This window comes from Thermophilibacter sp. ZX-H3 (assembly GCF_052599055.1).
This window is the reverse complement of sequence record NZ_JBQXES010000011.1, coordinates 58522-75706: the sequence shown is the minus strand read 5'-3', so window position 1 is coordinate 75706 and position 17185 is coordinate 58522. Positions and strand designations below refer to the sequence as shown.

Here is a 17185-nt window from a genome sequence, read left to right as displayed (position 1 = left end):
GTCATGAAGAATTCCTGTGGTCGTCACCTGCGGAAACGCGACTCGTCGCAGGTCGGGTGCCCACGGCCCCGGCACCCTGCGTCCGGGCCATCGGCTAGACTAGGTGACACACGACTGACACATAGCTGACGGGGACCACGCATGGCATTCGTTCACCTGCACAACCACTCCGACTTCTCCATCCTTGACGCGGCGACGCGCGTCTCGGACATGGTCAAGCGCGCCGTCGACCTCGAGATGCCGGCGCTCGCGCTCACGGACCACGGCTACATGTTCGGCATCCCGGACTTCGACCTCGAGTGCCGCAAGTACAACGACGCCCAGAAGGACATGGGGCAGTGGCGCCATGACGTGGAGTGCTTCCAGAAGGGCTGGGAGCTCGAGGAGCCCGAGCCGGACGCCGACGACGCCCGCCCCCACGACCGCGTCCACGCCCAGTGGGCCGCGGACGTGCGCATCTGGAACGAGACCCATGACCTCGACGCCGTGCGCGCCAACCGCCCGAGCCTGCTCATCAAGCCGATCTTCGGCTGCGAGGCCTACTTCATCACGGACGACTGCATCGAGAAGGGCACCAAGCAGCACCGCTACCACCTGATCCTGCTCGCCAAGAACGAGACCGGCTACGTCAACCTCATGAAGATGATGAGCGAGGCGGCCTCCGGCGACATGTTCTACTACTACCCGCGCACCACCCTCGACATGCTGCGCCGCTACCACGAGGGCATCATCTGCACCTCGGCCTGCGTCTCGGGCATCATCCCGCGCATGTACTTCCAGGGCCGCCCCGACGAGGCCAAGCGCTGGGCGCTCGCCTACCGGGAGATCTTCGGGGAGGACTTCTACCTCGAGGTGCAGGACCACGGCCTGGCCGACCCCAACTGGGGCGGCTTCACGGACCGCACGCTCTCCGAGCAGATCCTGCGGCTCGGCCACGAGCTCGGCATCAAGGTGATCGCCACCAACGACAACCACTACCTCACCCGCGAGGACGCGCCCACGCAGGACGTCCTCTCCTGCATCGGCACCGCCTCGAAGCTCGACGACGAGAACCGCAAGCGCATGACCGGCACCGAGTTCTACCTCAAGAGCGAGGCGGAGATGCGCGAGCTCTTCTCGTGGGCCCCCGAGGTGATAGACAACACGCTCGAGGTGGCCGAGAAGTGCGCCTTCGAGCTCGACTGGTCGCACATGTACCTGCCCAAGTTCCCGGACCTCGACCCCGGCGAGACCTCGGAGGAGCGCTTCCGCAAGGAGTGCGAGGCGGGACTGGCCAAGCGCTACGGCGAGAACTGGCGTGAGCTCGAGATTGGCGGCGAGAACGTCCGCGAGCGCTTTGAGTACGAGTACAAGGTCATCTGCGAGAAGGGCTTCGCCGACTACTTCCTGATCGTCCAGGAGTACGTGCGCTGGGCAAAGCGCAACGGCATCGGCGTGGGCCCGGGCCGAGGCTCGGCCGCCGGCGCCATCGTGGCCTACGCGATGGACATCACCACCTTCGACCCGCTCGACAACGGCCTCATGTTCGAGCGCTTCCTCTCCCCGCAGCGCTCCGAGATGCCCGATATCGACATGGACTTCGACGATGAGCGTCGCCTCGAGGTCGTGGAGCACGTCCGCCAGCTCTACGGCCCCGAGCGCGTCTGCCACGTCATCACCTACTCCACGATCAAGGCCAAGCAGGCCATCAACGACGCCGCGCGCGTGCTGGGCTTTCCCGTGTGGCAGGGCCAGAAGCTCTCGAAGATGCTCGCCAATGACCCCAAGCTCACGCTCGACCACGCCCTCCACAAGTCGGAGAAGGCGCCCGACCAGTACTCCCCGGACTTCGAGGACGCGTACAAGAACGACGCCGACTCGCGCTCCATCATCGACGCGGCGCTCTCGATCGAGGGCATGCACCGCGGCGAGGGCGTCCACGCCTGCGCCGTCCTCATCGCGCCCACGCCGGTGAACGACCACGTGCCCACCAAGGTGGACACCAAGGGCGGCGTCGAGATCACCCAGTACGAGGGCCACTCGGTCGCGGACATGGGCCTGCTCAAGATGGACTTCCTGGGGCTTCGCACCCTCACGGTCATCTCAAAGGCCCTCGCCAACATCAAGGCCAACCACGGCATCGACATCAACGTCGACGAGATCCCCTTCGACGACCCGGAGATCTACAGGCTCATGCGCGAGGGCCGCACGGCGGGCGTCTTCCAGATCGAGTCCGCGGGCATGACGTCCACGATCAAGAACATGCGCCCCACCGAGTACAAGCAGGTCGTCGCTCTTATCGCCCTCTACCGCCCCGGCCCTCTGGGCGCCGGCATGGTCACGAGCTACATCAACCGCATGAACGGCCGCGAGGAGGCCGTCTCCTACGACCCGCGTCTCGACGACATCCTGGGGGAGACCTACGGCACCATGGTCTACCAGGAGCAGGTCATGAAGATCTCGATGAAGATGTCGGGATTCTCGGCCGGCGAGTCTGACTCGCGCATCAGAAAGCCCGTGGCCAAGAAGAAGATCAAGCTCCTCACCTCCACGGTCTTCCACTGGGACGACGGCAAGGACGAGACCACCTACGACCACTGGATGAACGGCGCCGTCAAGAACGGCTACAAGAAGGAGACCGCCCAGAAGATCTGGGACGACGTCCTCGAGTTCGCGTCCTACGCGTTCAACAAGAGCCACTCGGCGGGCTACGCCATCCTCGTCATGCAGACGGCCTGGCTCAAGGCGCACTACCCGCGCGAGTACATGGCCTCGGTCCTCACGTCCTACATGGGCAAGACCGACAAGATCGTCCACTACGTCACGGCCTACCGCCACGAGGGCGTGGCCATCCTGCCGCCGGACATCAACGAGTCCGGCCGCGACTTCACCGCCGTCCCCGAGGGCGTTCGCTTCGGCTTCGCGGGCATCCGCGGCGTGGGCGAGGGCGTGGGCGAGGCCATCATGGCGGAGCGCGAGAAGAACGGGCCCTTCGCCAACCTCCACGACTTCGTGGACCGCATGGACTCCGGCCAGGCCAACCGCCGCGTGGTGGAGGCGCTCATCTGCTCGGGCGCCTTCGACTCAACCGGATACACCCGCATGCAGCTCATGCGCTTCGTCGACAAGACGAACCCCGAGAACATCATCGACGCTGCCGCCAAGCGGCAGAAGACGCGCGCCGCGGGGCAGTTCTCGATGTTCGACCTCTTCGGCGACGTGGAGGGCTCCGGCTTCGAGAACACCGTGCCCGAGCCCGACGGCGTCGAGTGGGACCGCTCGGTCAAGCTGGCCAAGGAGCACGAGGTCCTCGGCCTCTACGTCTCCGACCACCCCCTGCGCCCGTACGAGTACGCGCTCGCCAAGAATCGCGACTACACGATCGCGGACATCGAGGTCGCCGAGGAGTACACGGACCCCACGGGCGGCGTGCACGAGCGCTTCCGCGTGCCCGAGGGCAAGGTCATCCGCCTCGCGGGCATGGTCAACGCCGTGCAGAAGAAGACCACCAAGAACGGCGACTCCATGGCCATCGTCACCCTCGAGGACATGGAGGGCGAGGTCACGCTCGTGGTCTTCCCGAAGCTCTACAAGAAGTGCGCGGGCGCCCTCGTGGGCCAGGTCGACGAGGAGACGGGCGAGACCCAGGGCGACGTCTTCGTGAAGGTGGAGGGCAAGCTCGAGCGCGGCGACCGCGGAAACCAGGTTATCTGCATGAACGTCGAGCCCCTGGTCCTGGACGAGCGGAGCAACCGCCCCAAGGTGCTCGAGGTGAACATCCCCGCGGGGCTGCTCACGCGGCCCTACATGGACAGCCTCTGCTCCATCCTCGGGCGCTACCCCGGCCTCGACCGCGTGGAGATGCGCGTGGAGTCGAGCACGGGCGACATCATGCGCATGGAGCTCCCCGCGCGCATCGACGCGCGCAACATGGTCCTTCTCGCCGAGATGGTCGACCTCGTGGGACGCCAGGGCCACGTCAAGGTGGCGTAGGGCGTCGCGCGCGAAGGCGGCCGTGCGAAGGGGACAGTCACTTTTGCACGCTGGGGACAGACCGTACGAAGGGGACAGTCACTTTTGCACGCTATGTCCCCAGCGTGCAAAAGTGACTGTCCCCTTCGCACGGCCGCCTTCGCACGTCCCCTTCGCACGAGAAGAGCGTCGCCCCGGCCCCGCGGAGCCGGTATGCGGGGGATTCGCGACGCTCCCGGCGAGAAGAACGTCGCCTCGGCCCCGCATAGACGCCGCGCGGGGGATTCGCGACGCTCCTCGCGACGTGGCTAGAATTGCGGCCTGTTGGGTATCAATGGAGAAAGGCGACGCAGAGGGCGCCGCCCAATCCCAGAGAGAGGACCCACCATGGCTGAGGTCAAGTTCTATCGCTGCAACCACTGCGGCAACATCGTGGCCGTCGTCAAGGACGGGGGCGTGACCCCGAGCTGCTGCGGCGAGCCCATGGAGCTGCTCGTCGCCGGCTCCACCGACGCCGCGACCGAGAAGCACGTCCCCGTGGCAGTCAAGGACGGCAACCACATCGTCGTGACCGTCGGAGAGGTCGCCCACCCCATGGCCGAGGAGCACTACATCGAGTGGGTCGCGCTCGCCACCGACGGCAAGCTCTGCCTCAAGCACCTGAAGCCGGGCGACGAGCCCAAGGCAAAGTTCGGCGCCTGCTGCTCCGAGGGCGGCACCGTCTACGCCTACTGCAACCTCCACGGCCTCTGGAAGACCGAGCTCGCCTAAAAGGGGACAGGCCCCTTTTAGGCACCTTTTAGGCATGCGGCGACTCAGGGCCCCGGGGAACCGGGGCCCTTCGCATGGCCGGGCCGCGCTGTGGCACAATCGGATGAGACTGGGAGCGAGAGGACGGGGGCGGACATGAGGATTGCGATCGCGCAGATGGGGACCCGCGCGGGCGACTTCGAGGAGACGTCGAGGCGCATGGCCGAGCAGTCGCGCGCGGCGGCCGAGAAGAACGTGGACCTGCTCGTCTTTCCCGCGACCGCGCTCTGCGGCGCCTCGCCCGTGCCCTACGTCGACCGGGAGGGGTTTCTCCTCGACCTGGCCGAGTGCCTGCTCGGCCTGGCCGACGAGCTCGCCTGCCCGTGCCTCGTCCCCGTGCTCACGGACTTCGACGGGGTTGCGCTTCCCGAGGCGATGCTCGTCTCGTCGGGGGCCGTCGTGCCGGTGCGCCTGACGTCGTATCTCGAGGCGGCGGCATCCGAGGAGGGGGACGCGCACGCCCTGCCGGAGCTCGAGTTCGCGGGCGCGCGGATCGGCGTCGCCTTCACCTACGAGGACCTCGACGAGTACGACGAGTTCGAGTACGACGTCGACGTCATCCTCTTCCTCTCCGGCTATGGCTTTGCGGCCGACGACGTCTCGAGCGCGCTCGGCAGCTCGATCAGCGAGGGGCGCTACCTCGCCGACGCCGAGGCGACCGGGGCCTGGGTCGTGGGCGTCGGGGGCGCGGGCTGCTACGACGGGCAGGTCTTCTGCGGGTCGAGCTTCGTGCTCGCGCCGTGGGGCGAGCTCGCCGCCCAGGCGCCGAGCTTCGAGGAGGCGCTGCTCGTGTGCGACGTGGACCCCTCCGCGGAGGGCCCCCTCGCCGAGCCGCTCGCGCCCGAGGTCTATGACGCGCCGCTCATGACCTGGGGGGCGCTCACGGCGGGCCTCGCCGGGGAGTGCGGCGGCGAGGCCGGCGCCTGCGTGCTGGTTGACGACCAGATCGGCTCCCTGCTCGTGGCCACGCTCGCGACCGACGCGCTCGGGCCCCTGCGCGTCCGCGCGCTCGTGCGGCGCACGGGCGACGCGGGGCGCGACGCGGTGGCGGAGTCGCTCGTCCGGGCGCTTCGCATCCCCGACGAGCGCGTCGAGCGGCTCGCGCCGGCGGACGGGGCGGACGAGGAGCTCTCGCGCGACCTCGCCGAGGCGCGCCTCGCGGACCTCGCGCGGCGCACGGGCGCGGTGCCGCTGGGCTCTGCCGACAAGACCGCGCTCGCGCTCGACGGCCGCGCCCGCGCCAGCGCGGCGCGCCTCCAGCCGATCGGCGACCTCTACCGGTCGGACGTCGTGGCCCTCGCGCACCTGCGCAACACCATCTCGCCCGTGATCCCCGCCGACGCGGCCGTCCCCCGGCCGGAGCTCCCCCTCTCGGGGCTCGAGCGCTCCCACCCCACGCCCGAGGCGCGCCTCGGCTTCGTCGACCTCGTGCTCTCGAGCTACGTCGAGTGGGAGCTTCCCGTCTCGGACATCGTGTCCGAGCGCGGGAACGAGGAGGCCGTCAACGCCATCGTCGGGCGCCTGCGCGACCTCGACTCCGCGCGGGTCTCCCGCGGGCTCGTCCTGGAGCTCTCCTCGAAGACGCTCGCCGAGGCGCGCTCGCCCCGCGGGCTCGCCTGGCGGGACCGCGCGCGGGCCGAAGACGAGCGGGCGATGGGCCGGGCCGCAGAGGCCCTCGAGCGGCTCCGCGAGGCGGAGGAGGGCGGCGTCGAGGCGCCCGCCGCGCCCCGGTCACCCGCGGCGACGGGGGAGGGGCACGAGCGCGACGTCCGCGACCTTCTCGGCTACCTTCGCGACTTCTCCCAGGGGGGCGGGCTCTCGCCCCTCGGCCAGACGGGGGAGCCCGGCGGGCGGCACGGCGCCCAGGGGGAGGGGCCGCACCCGCTCTGGGACGGGCCCTTCTCGGAAAACTGAGGCTTGCGAGAAGGACGTGCCGTGCTATGATAGAACGAACGTTCGTATCATGGGAGGAGGCAGATGGTCGTACTCGGCATCGACCCAGGGCTCGCGCACACGGGCTGGGGCGTCGTTGAGACCAGGGGCGCCACCTGCCGGGCTCGGGCGTACGGCTGCGTGACGACGCACGCCTCCGAGCCGATCGACCTGCGACTGGGCAGGATCTACTCGGAGCTCAGGAGGGTCATAGACCGCTACGGCCCCACCGAGCTCGCCATCGAGAGCATCTACTTCGGCGAGAACACCAAGTCGGCCATCGCCACCGCCCAGGCCCGCGGAGCCGCCATCGTCGCGTGCTCGACGGCGGGGCTCGCCGTGGGGGAGTACACTCCCATGCAGATCAAGCAGGCCGTCGTGGGGACCGGCGCGGCCGACAAGCACCAGGTCATCTACATGGTGAGAAACGTCCTGGCGCTCGACCACGACCCGCGTCCCGACCACGCGGCCGACGCGCTCGCCGCCGCCGTGTGCCACGCGAACGTCGTCAGAACGAAGAGCCTCGGGGAGGCAAGGAGGGTCCTTACGTGATAGTCCAGCTCACCGGCACGCTCATCGAGGCGCTGCCCACCCATGTCGTGCTCGACGTGGGGGGCGTCGGCTTCGAGCTCGGCGTCTCGTCGACTACCGCCGCGTCGCTGCCCCACGTGGGCGAGGCTGGCGTGACGCTGCTCGCGCGCATGGTGGTGCGCGACGGCTCGATGGAGCTCTACGGCTTTGCCACCCGTGAGGAGCGCGCCCTCTTCGACCAGCTGCGCGCCATCTCGGGCGTGGGCTCCAAGCTCGCCCTCTCGGTCCTCTCGACCTTCTCGCCCTCCGTGCTCGCGCAGATCGTGACGACGCAGGACACGGCGCGGATGGCGCAGGTCCCGGGGGTGGGCCGCAAGAAGGCGAGCCGCCTCATCGTGGAGCTCTCCGACGTCTTCTCCAAGAGCGCCGAGCTGCGCGGGCTCGTCGGCCTCGCCGAGCCCGACGCCACGCCGCTGCCGGCGGCCGCCTCGGGCGCGGGCGTCGCCGCGGAGGCGACTGAGGCGCTGCTCTCGATGGGCTTCACCTCCCAGGAGGCCGAGCTCGCCCTCGAGGGGCATGAGGGGGCCGGGGCCGCCACCATCGAGCAGGTCCTCGCCTACGCCCTGAGGCGCCTGGGGAGTGGCCGATGATGTGGGAGGCGAGCGAGAAGGACCTCTTCGCCAGCGCCGCGCCCGCCCGTCCCGCGGGCCCGCGCGACGTCACGGGCGAGCTCACCGCCGACGACCTCGACCAGGACCGCACGCTCAGGCCGAGGACGCTCGACGAGTACATCGGCCAGGAGCGCGTGCGGGAGAACCTCCGCGTGCTCATCCAGGCCGCGCGCGACCGCGGCGAGGCGCTCGACCACGTGATCTTCTCGGGCCCCCCGGGCCTCGGCAAGACCACGCTCGCGGGCATCGTGGCCAACGAGATGGGGGCCAAGATGCACACCACCTCGGGCCCCGCCATCGAGCGCGCCGGCGACCTCGCCGCCATCCTCACCAACCTCGAGGCGGGCGACGTCCTGTTCGTCGACGAGATACACCGCCTCAACCACCAGATCGAGGAGATCCTCTACCCCGCGATGGAGGACTTCTTCCTCGACATCGTGATCGGCAAGGGGCCGGCTGCGCGCTCCATCCGCATCGACGTCCCGCACTTCACGCTCGTGGGCGCCACCACGCGCACGGGACTGCTCACGGGGCCGCTCCGCGACCGCTTCGGCATCTCGTACCGCCTCGACTACTACACGCCCGCGGAGCTCGGCGTCATCGTGAGCCGCTCGGCGCACATCCTCGGCGTTGAGATCGACGAGCAGGGCGCGGCCGAGATCGCCTCGCGCTCGCGCGGCACGCCGCGCCTGGCCAACCGCCTGCTCAAGCGCGTGCGCGACTACGCACAGGTCAAGCGCGAGGGCACGATCACCTGGGAGGTGGCCGCCGAGGCGCTCGAGTTCTTCGAGATCGACGCCATGGGCCTCGACACCATGGACGTGCGCATCCTGACCGCGCTCTGCAGCACCTTCCGCGGCCGCCCGGTGGGGCTCACCACCGTGGCGAGCGCCGTCTCCGAGGACCCCTCTACGCTCGAGGACGTCTACGAGCCGTACCTCTTGCAGCGCGGGCTCATCGTGCGCACGCCGCAGGGCCGCCAGGCCACGCTCGCCGCCTTCGACCACCTGGGGATCGAGCCGCCGGCGCGCTAGCGTGTCCTGCGGGCCCGCCGCGTAACCGCTATCATGGGCACAGGGCGGGCCTTGGGGGCGCGCCGGGAGCAAAGGAGACTCACGTGAGCGACTTCGTCAGGGCAGAGAGCGTCTTCGTCGGCCAGAGCATCGACACGCGGGAGGACATGCTCCGCTTCATCTCGGAGCGGGCGGTCGAGCTCGGCTTCGCGAGCGACGCCGACGTGGTCTGCGACGCCTTCCTCGCCCGCGAGGCGATGGGGGAGACGGGCATGACCGACGGCTTTGCCGTGCCCCACGCGAAGTCGCCCGCCATTCTCGAGGCATCGGTCATCGTGGTGAAGAACGACCGTCCCATCTCCTGGCCGAGTTTCGACGACAAGCCCATCGACGTCGCCATCTCCCTGCTCGTCCCGGAGGGGGAGGCGGGGACCGTGCACATCAGGCTCCTCTCCAAGACCGCCGTCCTTCTCATGAAGGACGACTTCAAGACCGTCATTCGCGGCACCGACGACCCGCAGGCCATCGCGGATGCCATCAACGCGGGAATCGCGGTGGACTAGCGCGGCGGCGCGCGGCGCAGCCCGAAGGAGGAAGACATGTTCAAGCAGGCAAGCGAGAGGCGCGTGGCCGTGTTCGTGGCGCCCGGGCTCGAGGAGATCGAGGGCCTCACGGTCGTCGACCTTCTCTTTCGCGCGGGGATTCCCTGCGACACCGTGGCGATCACGCCCGAGCGCACGGTGACGTCGTCGCACGAGGTCACGATCGCCTGCAAGCGCTCGCTCTTCGACGAGGGCTTCTCGTTTGACGACTACGACATGCTCGTGCTGCCCGGGGGCATCCCCGGCACGCCGAACCTGAGGGCGTGCGGGCCGCTCTGCGAGGAGCTCGTCGCCCGCGCCGCCGCCGGCCGGCCGCTCGCCGCCATCTGCGCCGCCCCGTCCATCCTGGCCGAGCTCGGCCTGCTCGAGGGGCGACGCGCCACCTCCAACCCCGGCTTCCAGCACGTGCTCGTCGAGCACGGTGCCGTCCTTCTCGCCGACGAGCCGGTGGTCGTGGACGACAACCTCATCACGAGCCAGGGCGCGGGCACGGCCATGCTCTTCGCGCTCGAGATCGTCCGCCACTACCTGGGGGAAGAGGCCGTGGACCGCGTCCGCGAGGGCGTCGTCCTGCGCTAGTTGCCTAAAAGGGGACAGGCCCCTTTTAGGCAACTCAAAACGAGTCAGCGTGCAAAGGGGACAGGCACTTTCGCACGGGTCTTCCGTGCGAAAGTGCCTGTCCCCTTTGCACGCCTGCACGGTCCTTCTCGCTACGCGCTCTTCTGCTCCATGTCCACGGAGACGTCGTTCAGGACGATGATGGCGTTCTGGAACTCGATGCCGGACACCCACGGCCGGCAGACGATCTGGCGCTTGGGATAGTAGAGCGGGATCGTGCCCCAGTCCTGCTGCGTGAGGATGCGGTCGGCCTGCTGGGCGAGCTCGGCGCGCCCGTCCTCGTCCAGCTCGGAGAGGGCCTCGTCGCAGGTGGCGTCGAACTCGGGGTTGGCGTAGAAGGAGCTCCGCTTGGCCGCGTTCTCGGTCTTGAACCACGAGGAGAGGTGCACGGCGCCCTCGAGCGGCACGGTGGTGAGCCAGGTGACGATGGTCGCGGGCATGCCGCCCTGCGCGCGCGTCTCCGTCCAGACGCCGTTGTCGAGCGTCTCGACCTTCACGTCCACGCCGATCTCCGCCCAGTAGGCCTGGAGCGCCACCATGATGTTCTGCTCGGAGGCGCGCGTCATCGCGGTGAAGGAGAGGCCCTCGGCCCCGGCCTCGGCGAGCAGCTCGCGGGCGCGCTCGGGGTCGTAGGCGTAGGCCTCGCGAGACTCGTCGTAGCCGATCTCGCGCGGGTTCAGGAACTGCGTCGCGGGCGTGCCCGCGCCCGAGAGCAGGGTGTCCACGAGCTCCTGGCGGTTGATGGCGAGGGAGAGCGCCTCGCGCACGCGCGGGTCTGAGAACTCCGGCATGCCGAGGTTGATGTTGACGAAGCAGGTGCCCATCGGCTCGTAGGAGATGATCTGGTCGGCCACCTCGGCGTCTCCCTGGTACTGGGAGAGCAGGGTCGCGTCGAGCTCGCAGGCGTCGACGTCGCCGGCCTTGTAGTTGAGCATCTTGGTGTTGTTGTCGTCGATGTAGACGATCTCGAGCCGGTCGAGCGACGGCGCCCCGCCGTGGTAGTCGGGGAAGGCCTCGAGCGAGACGCCCGTCTCGGTGCTGGAGACGAGCCGGTAGGGGCCCGTGCCCACGAGCGTGCCGATGCCCCAGTCGTCGCCCGCCGCCTCGCAGGCCTCGTGCGGGAATATCTCCGCGAAGGCGAGCGTGAGCGCGCTCACGAAGGGCGCGTAGGGGTACTCGAGCCTGATGGTGAAGTGGCGCTCGTCCTCCACGGTGAAGCCCTCGAGCTCGGTGGCCTCGCCGTCGAGCATGGCCTGGGCGCCGACGATCATCACGTAGTAGCCCGAGCACACCGACGCCTGCTCGGGGACGAACATGCGCGTGAAGGTGTAGCGCACGTCCTCCGAGGTGAGGGCGGAGCCGTCGTGGAAGGTGATGCCCTCCGCGAGCTCGAAGGAGTAGGTGAGGCCGTCCTCGCTCGCCTCGGGCAGCCCCGTGAGCAGGACGGGCGACACCGTGCCGTCGTCCTGCGAGAAGGACACGAGGCACTCGCAGATCGCGCCCGGGATGGTCCCGTTCTGCGTGGAGTGCTGCATGTCGAGGGTCTCCTTGGTGTTCTTGACGCCCCAGGTGAAGACGCGCTCCTGGGCGGCGTCGCCCGAGGCGCCCCCGTCATCCGAGCACGCGGCGAGCCCGAGCGCGAGGGCTCCCGCGCCGGCGAGCGCGCAGCGACGGGTGATGAGCGGCGTCGTTGTGGGGTCAGAGTGCGACATGGTGGCCTCCAAGGTATCTGAATGTGCGGATGTAGCGTATCGTAGCAACAAAGACGAGACGTTACGTCATCAGGTCTGCGGGAGGTGCCATGTCGTTTGCCAGCGCGTGCGAGAGCCTTCTCCGGGGAGTCCCGGACTACCCGTGCTTCCTTACCGTGGACGAGCTCGAGGCGGCCACGGACGAGCTCGCCTGTGCCCACGCCGTGCGCGTGACGGAGCTCGGCCGCTCGCGCGAGGGCAGGCCCGTCAGGTGCCTCACCGTCGGGGCGGGGGAGCGCGCCGCCGTGGCGCTCGGGGCGCCGCACCCCAACGAGCCCGTGGGCGTGATGACGGTGAGCTACCTCGCCGAGCGCCTCGCCGCGGAGCCCGACCTCGCCGCGGAGCTGGGCGTCACCTGGCACCTCGTCAAGGCGTGGGACATAGACGGGCTCGCCCTCAACGAGGGCTGGCTCAAGGGCCCCTTCACGCTCTTCGACTACGCGCGCCACTACTTCCGCCCCGACTTCGCGGACCAGCCGGACTGGACCTTCCCCGTGCGGCACAAGCGGCTCGCGTTCGACGCCCCCACGCCCGAGGCGGCCTGCGGGATGCGCCTCATCGACGAGGCGCGGCCCGACCTCCTGCTCTCGCTGCACAACTGCAGCTTCGGCGGGGCGTACTGGTACGAGACGGAGCCCACCCCCGCGCTCTGGGAGCCGCTTCGCGAGGCCGCCCGGCGCAGGGGCGTCCCGCTCGACCTCTCCACGCCCGAGATGCCCTACGCCCGGCAGCTCGCGCCGGCCGTCCTGGGGGCCCTCGGGGCGGAGGACGCCTACGACTACTACGAGTCCCTCGGCGCCGGGGACCCGGCCGCGCTCGTGGGGCACGGCACGACGAGTGCGGCCTACGCGGCGCGCCGCCACGGCACCTTCGGCCTCGTGTGCGAGATCCCCTACTTCTACGACCGCGCCATCGAGGACGACTCGGGGTGCGGGCGCGCCCTCTCCGAGGTCCTTCTCGCCCGGCTCGACTGGGTCGGCGCGTGCGGGGGGCTCGTCGAGGGATGGCTGTCCGCGCTCGGCGGCGTCCTGGGCGAGAAGAACCCGTATCGCCGGGCGCTCGCCGCGGAGTCCTTCGCGGCCTCCGACGCGGCCCTGCGGCGCCAGGCGACGGACGACCCGGCGTTCGCGCGCGAGGCGACCGTCGCCGAGGCCTTCGACGCCGACGTCGTGCGCCGCTTCTACCGCTCGAGGAACGTGGGCATGCTGCTCTCCGCGATCGACTGGGAGGCGTCCGAGTGCCGGCTCTCCCCCTCCGAGCGCGTCGTCGCGGCGGAGGTCGGGGCCGAGGCGGAGTCATGGCTGCGCGGGGCCTGCGCCGACTTCGAGGCGCGCTCGAGCTACCGGGCGATTCCCATCCGCGACCTCGTTGCCACGCAGCTCGAGAGCGCCCTTCTCGCCGTCGCGCACGTGCGCGGGCTGACGTGACGCACGTCCTTCTCGACCCTCCTGCGCGAGTGAGTGACGGGTTTTGGACGGATGAGGCCCCATGGGGGGCTCCGTTTGTACGAAACCAGTCACTCAGGCTGGCTGTGACGTGCGGGGGCGTGCAAAGGGGACAGGCACTTTCGCACGGGGCCCGTGCGAAAGTGCCTGTCCCCTTTGCACGCCCCCGACTACTCCGTGGGGGCGAACTGGGACTCGTAGATGCGCTGGTAGCGGCCGTCGGCAGCGAGCAGCTCGTCGTGGGTGCCGCGCTCCGCGATGACGCCGTCGGCCATGACGCAGATGAGGTCGGCGTCGCGCACGGTGGAGAGGCGGTGCGCCACGACGAAGCTCGTGCGGCCGGCCATGAGGTTGGCGAGCGCCCGCTGGACCAGCAGCTCGGTGCGCGTGTCGATGTTCGAGGTGGCCTCGTCGAGGATGAGCATCGCCGGGCGGGCGAGGATCACGCGCGCGATGCACAGGAGCTGGCGCTGGCCCGCGGAAAGGGCGCTCGAGCCGTCGAGGACCGTGTCATACCCCTGCGGCAGGCGCATGATGAAGTCGTCCGCGTAGGCCTCGCGGCACGCGGCGCGGATCTCCTCGAGCGTGGCGTCGGGGCGTCCCATGCTCACGTTCTCGCGCACCGTCGCGCGGCGGACCCACGTGTCCTGCAGCACCATGCCCCAGCCGGCGCGCAGGCTCTCGCGCGTCCACGCGCGCACGTCTCGTCCGTCAACGCGCACGGCGCCCGCGCTCACGTCGTAGAAGCGCATGATGAGGTTGATGAGGGTGGTCTTGCCGCACCCCGTCTCGCCCACGAGGGCGATGCGCATGCCGGGGCGCACGGCGAGGTCGACGTCGCGCAGCACCAGGCGGTCGGCGTCGTAGCCAAAGGCCACGTGGTCCAGGCGCACCTCGCCGCGAGGCTCGGCGAGCACGGCGGCGTCTGCGGCGTCCGGCGCCTCGGCGGGCTCGTCGAGCAGGGCGAAGAGCCGCCGCGCGCACGCCACGGAGTTCTGGAGCTCCGTGGCCACTCCGGAGATGTCGTTGAAGGGCTTGGCGTACTGGTCGGCGTAGCCGAGGAAGGCGGAGAGGCCGCCCACGGTGATGCCGCCGCCCATGGCAACGAAGGCGCCGAAGATGCCGATGGCGGCGTAGACGAGGGCGTTCGCGAAGCGCGTCGTGGGGTTCACCAGGGACGAGAAGAACACCGCCTTGAAGCTCTCCTCCCCGAGCGCCGCGTCCGTCTCGGCGAAGCGCGCGGCGACGGCCCCCTGCATCTCGAAGGTCTCGACGGCCGAGATGCCGCCGACCATCTCCTCCACGTAGGCGGTGAGCTCGCCGCGGATGCGCGACTGGCCCGAGAAGTGCTTCGCGCTGTGCGTGGCGATGAAGCGGGCGGTGAAGACCGAGACGGGGGTGAGCAGCGCCACCACGGCGGCGATGGCGGGGTTGAGCGCAAACATGAAGACGAGCGTCACCACGATGGTGAGGATGCCCGTGGGAAGCTGCTGGAAGGCCATGAGCAGGCCGTTCGTGAGCATGTCGGCGTCCGTGACGATGCGGCTCGCCAGGTCGCCGTGGCCGTGCGAGTCGAGGTAGGAGAGGGGCAGCTGCTGCAGGTGGTCGAAGCAGCGGCGGCGCAGGTCGAGCGTCGCGCCGAAGGCGAGCCGGTTGGTCACGGCCGTGAGGGCCCACTGGCACGCGGCCGTGGCGGCGAGCGTGCCGGCGATCCAGGCGAGCGCGCCGCGCAGGCCGGCGAAGTCGACCTCGCCCGGGCCCACCACGCAGTCGACCGCCCGGCCGGAGAGCACGGGCAGCGAGAGCGTGCCCACAACGACGGCGACGGTGAGCAGGGCGGTCAGCGCGAGCGCGCCGCGCCGCCCGGCAAACAGGCCGGCCATGCGGCGGACGGTGCCGTCCGAGGGGCGCACGCCGCCCCCGCGCGGGTTCTTCTCGCTCATCGGGCCACCTCCTCGGCGGTGAGCTGGGACTCGCAGATCTCGCGGTAGACGGGGCAGCCCTCGAGGAGCTCCTCGTGGGTGCCGAGCCCCACCTGGCGCCCGCCGTCGAGCACGAGGATCTGGTCGGCGTGGCGCACGGCGGTCACGCGCTGGGAGATGGTCACGACGGCGGTGCCGGCGCAGTCGCGGGCGATGGCCCGGCGCAGCGCCGCGTCCGTGGCAAAGTCGAGCGCCGAGGAGGCGTCGTCGAGGATGAGGACGCCCGGGCGCCGCGCGAGGGTCCGCGCGATGGCGAGGCGCTGGCGTTGGCCGCCGGAGAAGTTGCGGCCGAACTGCTCGACCTCGGCGGCGAGCCCGCCCTTGCCGTCCACGACCGAGGCGGCCTGCGCCGTGGCGAGCGCGGCCTCGAGGTCCTTCTCGCCCGCGCCCGGGCCGCCCCAGCGCAGGTTGGACTCGATGGTCCCCGAGAAGAGCGTGGCGCCCTGCTCCACGAGCGAGACCTCGCGCCTGAGGCTCTCTCGCGTGAGCTCGCGGACGTCGGCGCCGCCCACGCGGACCGCGCCCTCCGTGGCGTCGTAGAAGCGCATGGCGAGGCTCGCGAGCGTGGACTTGCCCGAGCCCGTGCCGCCGATGACGCCGAGCGTCTCGCCGGGCGCCAGCGCAAAGCTCACGTGGCTGAGGGCGTGCCCGGCGCCCCCGGCGTAGGTGAAGCTGACGTCGTCGAAGGCGAGGGCGGGCTCGCCGGGCGCAAGCTCGGCCCCGCGCGCGCCGTCGGCCATGGAGGGGCGCGTCTCGAAGACCTCGTTCACGCGCTTGGCGCAGGCCGAGGCCTTGGAGAGCAGCACGATGAGGTTCGTGAGCTTGAGGAGCTCCACGAGCGCCTGGCTCACGTAGCTCACGAGCGCCACGAGCTGCCCCTGCGTGAGGTGGCCGGCGTCGACGCGCAGGCCGCCGAACCACAGAAGCGCGATGAGGCCGCAGTTGATGGCGAGGTAGGTGAGCGGGTTCACGAGGGCGGAGATGTCACCCGTGGAGACCTGCCGCGCGCGCACGGTGCCCGCTGCCTCGGCGAACGCGGCCCGCTCCGCGTCCTCGCGGCGGAAGGCGCGCAGCACGCGCACGCCCTCGAGGTTCTCCGCGGTGGCCAGAAGCACGTCGTCGAGGCCTCGCTGGATCTCGCGGTAGCGGCTCGTGGTCACGCGCATGAAGCCCATGACGACGGCGCCCGAGACGAGCACGGCCACGAGCAGCGCCGCCCCCTCGACGCCGTCCACGAGAAACGCCGCGACGACCGTGCCAAAGGTCACGAAGGGCGAGCGCAGGATGAGCCTGAAGAACATGTTGAGGCCGTCCTGCACCTGCTGGGAGTCGTTCGTGATGCGGGTGACGAGCGTGGCGCGGCCGAGGCGCTCCACGTCGGCGCGCGAGAGGCTGAGCACGTGGCGGAAGAGGTCGTCGCGCAGGGCGGTGCCGAAGGCGGAGGCCAGCTTGGAGCAGAAGTACTGCGCCGTGACCGAGATCGCCCACGCAAAGACGCCCATGCCCACGAGCAGCGCGCCGTGCCAGAGCACGTAGGAGGCGTCGCGCGTGGCGATCCCGACGTCGATCACCTGCGCCATCACAAGCGGGACGAGAAGCTGGAGCAGCGCCTCGAGCATCTTGAAGAGAGGCGCGAGCACGCACTCGGCGTAGTGCCCGGCGAGGTAGCGTCTGAGCTTGAACATCTGGCCTCCGGGAAGAGCGGTCAACCGTTTGATTCTAGCGCGAGCCGCGAGGGGAGGTCCTTCTCGGCAGGTTGACCCATCCGCGCTCGCGGCGGGCGGGCGGCCGAGAAGGACAGGCGAGAAGGGCGGGTGGCGCGCGGAGGTCTCGTCGAGAGGGGCCTCCGCGCGCCGCCCGACGCGCGTCGTTGCGTCCG

At 70.2% G+C, this 17185-nt stretch carries 12 protein-coding genes; 9 read left to right on the top strand and 3 right to left on the bottom strand.

The annotated features are described in order from the left end of the window. The first annotated feature begins 141 nt into the window (after nucleotides 1-141). From dnaE to ACULPM_RS06200, 8 genes are all read left to right on the top strand, one after another. A complete protein-coding gene (gene dnaE / locus ACULPM_RS06235; protein ID WP_445331997.1) occupies nucleotides 142-3972 on the top strand; it encodes a DNA polymerase III subunit alpha in 3831 nt (1276 codons plus the stop codon). A 366-nt stretch (nucleotides 3973-4338) separates the two neighbouring features. After that, nucleotides 4339-4722 (top strand): desulfoferrodoxin, encoded by a 384-nt coding sequence (locus ACULPM_RS06230; protein ID WP_167930271.1) that lies wholly within the window; start codon nucleotides 4339-4341, stop codon nucleotides 4720-4722. A gap of 135 nt (nucleotides 4723-4857) precedes the next feature. Then, nucleotides 4858-6675, top strand: coding sequence for a nitrilase-related carbon-nitrogen hydrolase (locus tag ACULPM_RS06225; RefSeq protein ID WP_445331996.1), 1818 nt, complete (start codon nucleotides 4858-4860; stop codon nucleotides 6673-6675). 63 nt (nucleotides 6676-6738) lie between these two features. Further along, nucleotides 6739-7245, top strand: a complete 507-nt coding sequence (gene ruvC / locus ACULPM_RS06220) for a crossover junction endodeoxyribonuclease RuvC (RefSeq protein ID WP_167930269.1) — start codon at nucleotides 6739-6741, stop codon at nucleotides 7243-7245. Continuing rightward, a complete protein-coding gene (gene ruvA / locus ACULPM_RS06215) occupies nucleotides 7242-7874 on the top strand; it encodes a Holliday junction branch migration protein RuvA (RefSeq protein WP_445331995.1) in 633 nt (210 codons plus the stop codon). The genes ruvC and ruvA overlap by 4 nt, the downstream gene beginning before the upstream one ends. Beyond that, entirely contained in the window at nucleotides 7874-8929 is a 1056-nt protein-coding gene (gene ruvB / locus ACULPM_RS06210) for a Holliday junction branch migration DNA helicase RuvB (RefSeq protein WP_445332007.1), read from the top strand. The genes ruvA and ruvB overlap by 1 nt, the downstream gene beginning before the upstream one ends. A gap of 83 nt (nucleotides 8930-9012) precedes the next feature. Further along, a complete protein-coding gene (locus ACULPM_RS06205) occupies nucleotides 9013-9471 on the top strand; it encodes a PTS sugar transporter subunit IIA (protein ID WP_445331994.1) in 459 nt (152 codons plus the stop codon). A 36-nt stretch (nucleotides 9472-9507) separates the two neighbouring features. Next, on the top strand, nucleotides 9508-10089 hold the full coding sequence (locus tag ACULPM_RS06200; RefSeq protein ID WP_445331993.1) for a DJ-1 family glyoxalase III: 582 nt from the start codon (nucleotides 9508-9510) through the stop codon (nucleotides 10087-10089). Nucleotides 10090-10220: 131 nt separating this feature from the next. Here the strand turns inward: ACULPM_RS06200 and ACULPM_RS06195 are convergent, their stop codons facing one another. Then, a complete protein-coding gene (locus ACULPM_RS06195) occupies nucleotides 10221-11840 on the bottom strand; it encodes an ABC transporter substrate-binding protein (RefSeq protein ID WP_445331992.1) in 1620 nt (539 codons plus the stop codon). An 89-nt stretch (nucleotides 11841-11929) separates the two neighbouring features. Between ACULPM_RS06195 and ACULPM_RS06190 the strand changes: the two genes are divergently transcribed. Further along, nucleotides 11930-13306, top strand: coding sequence for a M14 family zinc carboxypeptidase (locus ACULPM_RS06190; RefSeq protein ID WP_445331991.1), 1377 nt, complete (start codon nucleotides 11930-11932; stop codon nucleotides 13304-13306). 188 nt (nucleotides 13307-13494) lie between these two features. Here the strand turns inward: ACULPM_RS06190 and ACULPM_RS06185 are convergent, their stop codons facing one another. Beyond that, the gene (locus ACULPM_RS06185) at nucleotides 13495-15267 is read right to left on the bottom strand and encodes an ABC transporter ATP-binding protein (RefSeq protein ID WP_445331990.1); all 1773 of its coding nucleotides are present in this window, start codon (nucleotides 15265-15267) and stop codon (nucleotides 13495-13497) included. Then, nucleotides 15264-16991, bottom strand: coding sequence for an ABC transporter ATP-binding protein (locus tag ACULPM_RS06180; protein WP_445331989.1), 1728 nt, complete (start codon nucleotides 16989-16991; stop codon nucleotides 15264-15266). The genes ACULPM_RS06185 and ACULPM_RS06180 overlap by 4 nt, the downstream gene beginning before the upstream one ends. Between the last annotated feature and the right edge of the window lie 194 nt (nucleotides 16992-17185).

Coding starts and splice junctions, on each gene's coding strand:
- dnaE (WP_445331997.1), top strand. CDS start 142: ATGGCATTCGTTCACCTGCACAACCACTCCGACTTCTCCATCCTTGAC.
- ACULPM_RS06230 (WP_167930271.1), top strand. CDS start 4,339: ATGGCTGAGGTCAAGTTCTATCGCTGCAACCACTGCGGCAACATCGTG.
- ACULPM_RS06225 (WP_445331996.1), top strand. CDS start 4,858: ATGAGGATTGCGATCGCGCAGATGGGGACCCGCGCGGGCGACTTCGAG.
- ruvC (WP_167930269.1), top strand. CDS start 6,739: ATGGTCGTACTCGGCATCGACCCAGGGCTCGCGCACACGGGCTGGGGC.
- ruvB (WP_445332007.1), top strand. CDS start 7,874: ATGTGGGAGGCGAGCGAGAAGGACCTCTTCGCCAGCGCCGCGCCCGCC.
- ACULPM_RS06200 (WP_445331993.1), top strand. CDS start 9,508: ATGTTCAAGCAGGCAAGCGAGAGGCGCGTGGCCGTGTTCGTGGCGCCC.
- ACULPM_RS06195 (WP_445331992.1), bottom strand. CDS start 11,840: ATGTCGCACTCTGACCCCACAACGACGCCGCTCATCACCCGTCGCTGC.
- ACULPM_RS06190 (WP_445331991.1), top strand. CDS start 11,930: ATGTCGTTTGCCAGCGCGTGCGAGAGCCTTCTCCGGGGAGTCCCGGAC.
- ACULPM_RS06185 (WP_445331990.1), bottom strand. CDS start 15,267: ATGAGCGAGAAGAACCCGCGCGGGGGCGGCGTGCGCCCCTCGGACGGC.
- ACULPM_RS06180 (WP_445331989.1), bottom strand. CDS start 16,991: ATGTTCAAGCTCAGACGCTACCTCGCCGGGCACTACGCCGAGTGCGTG.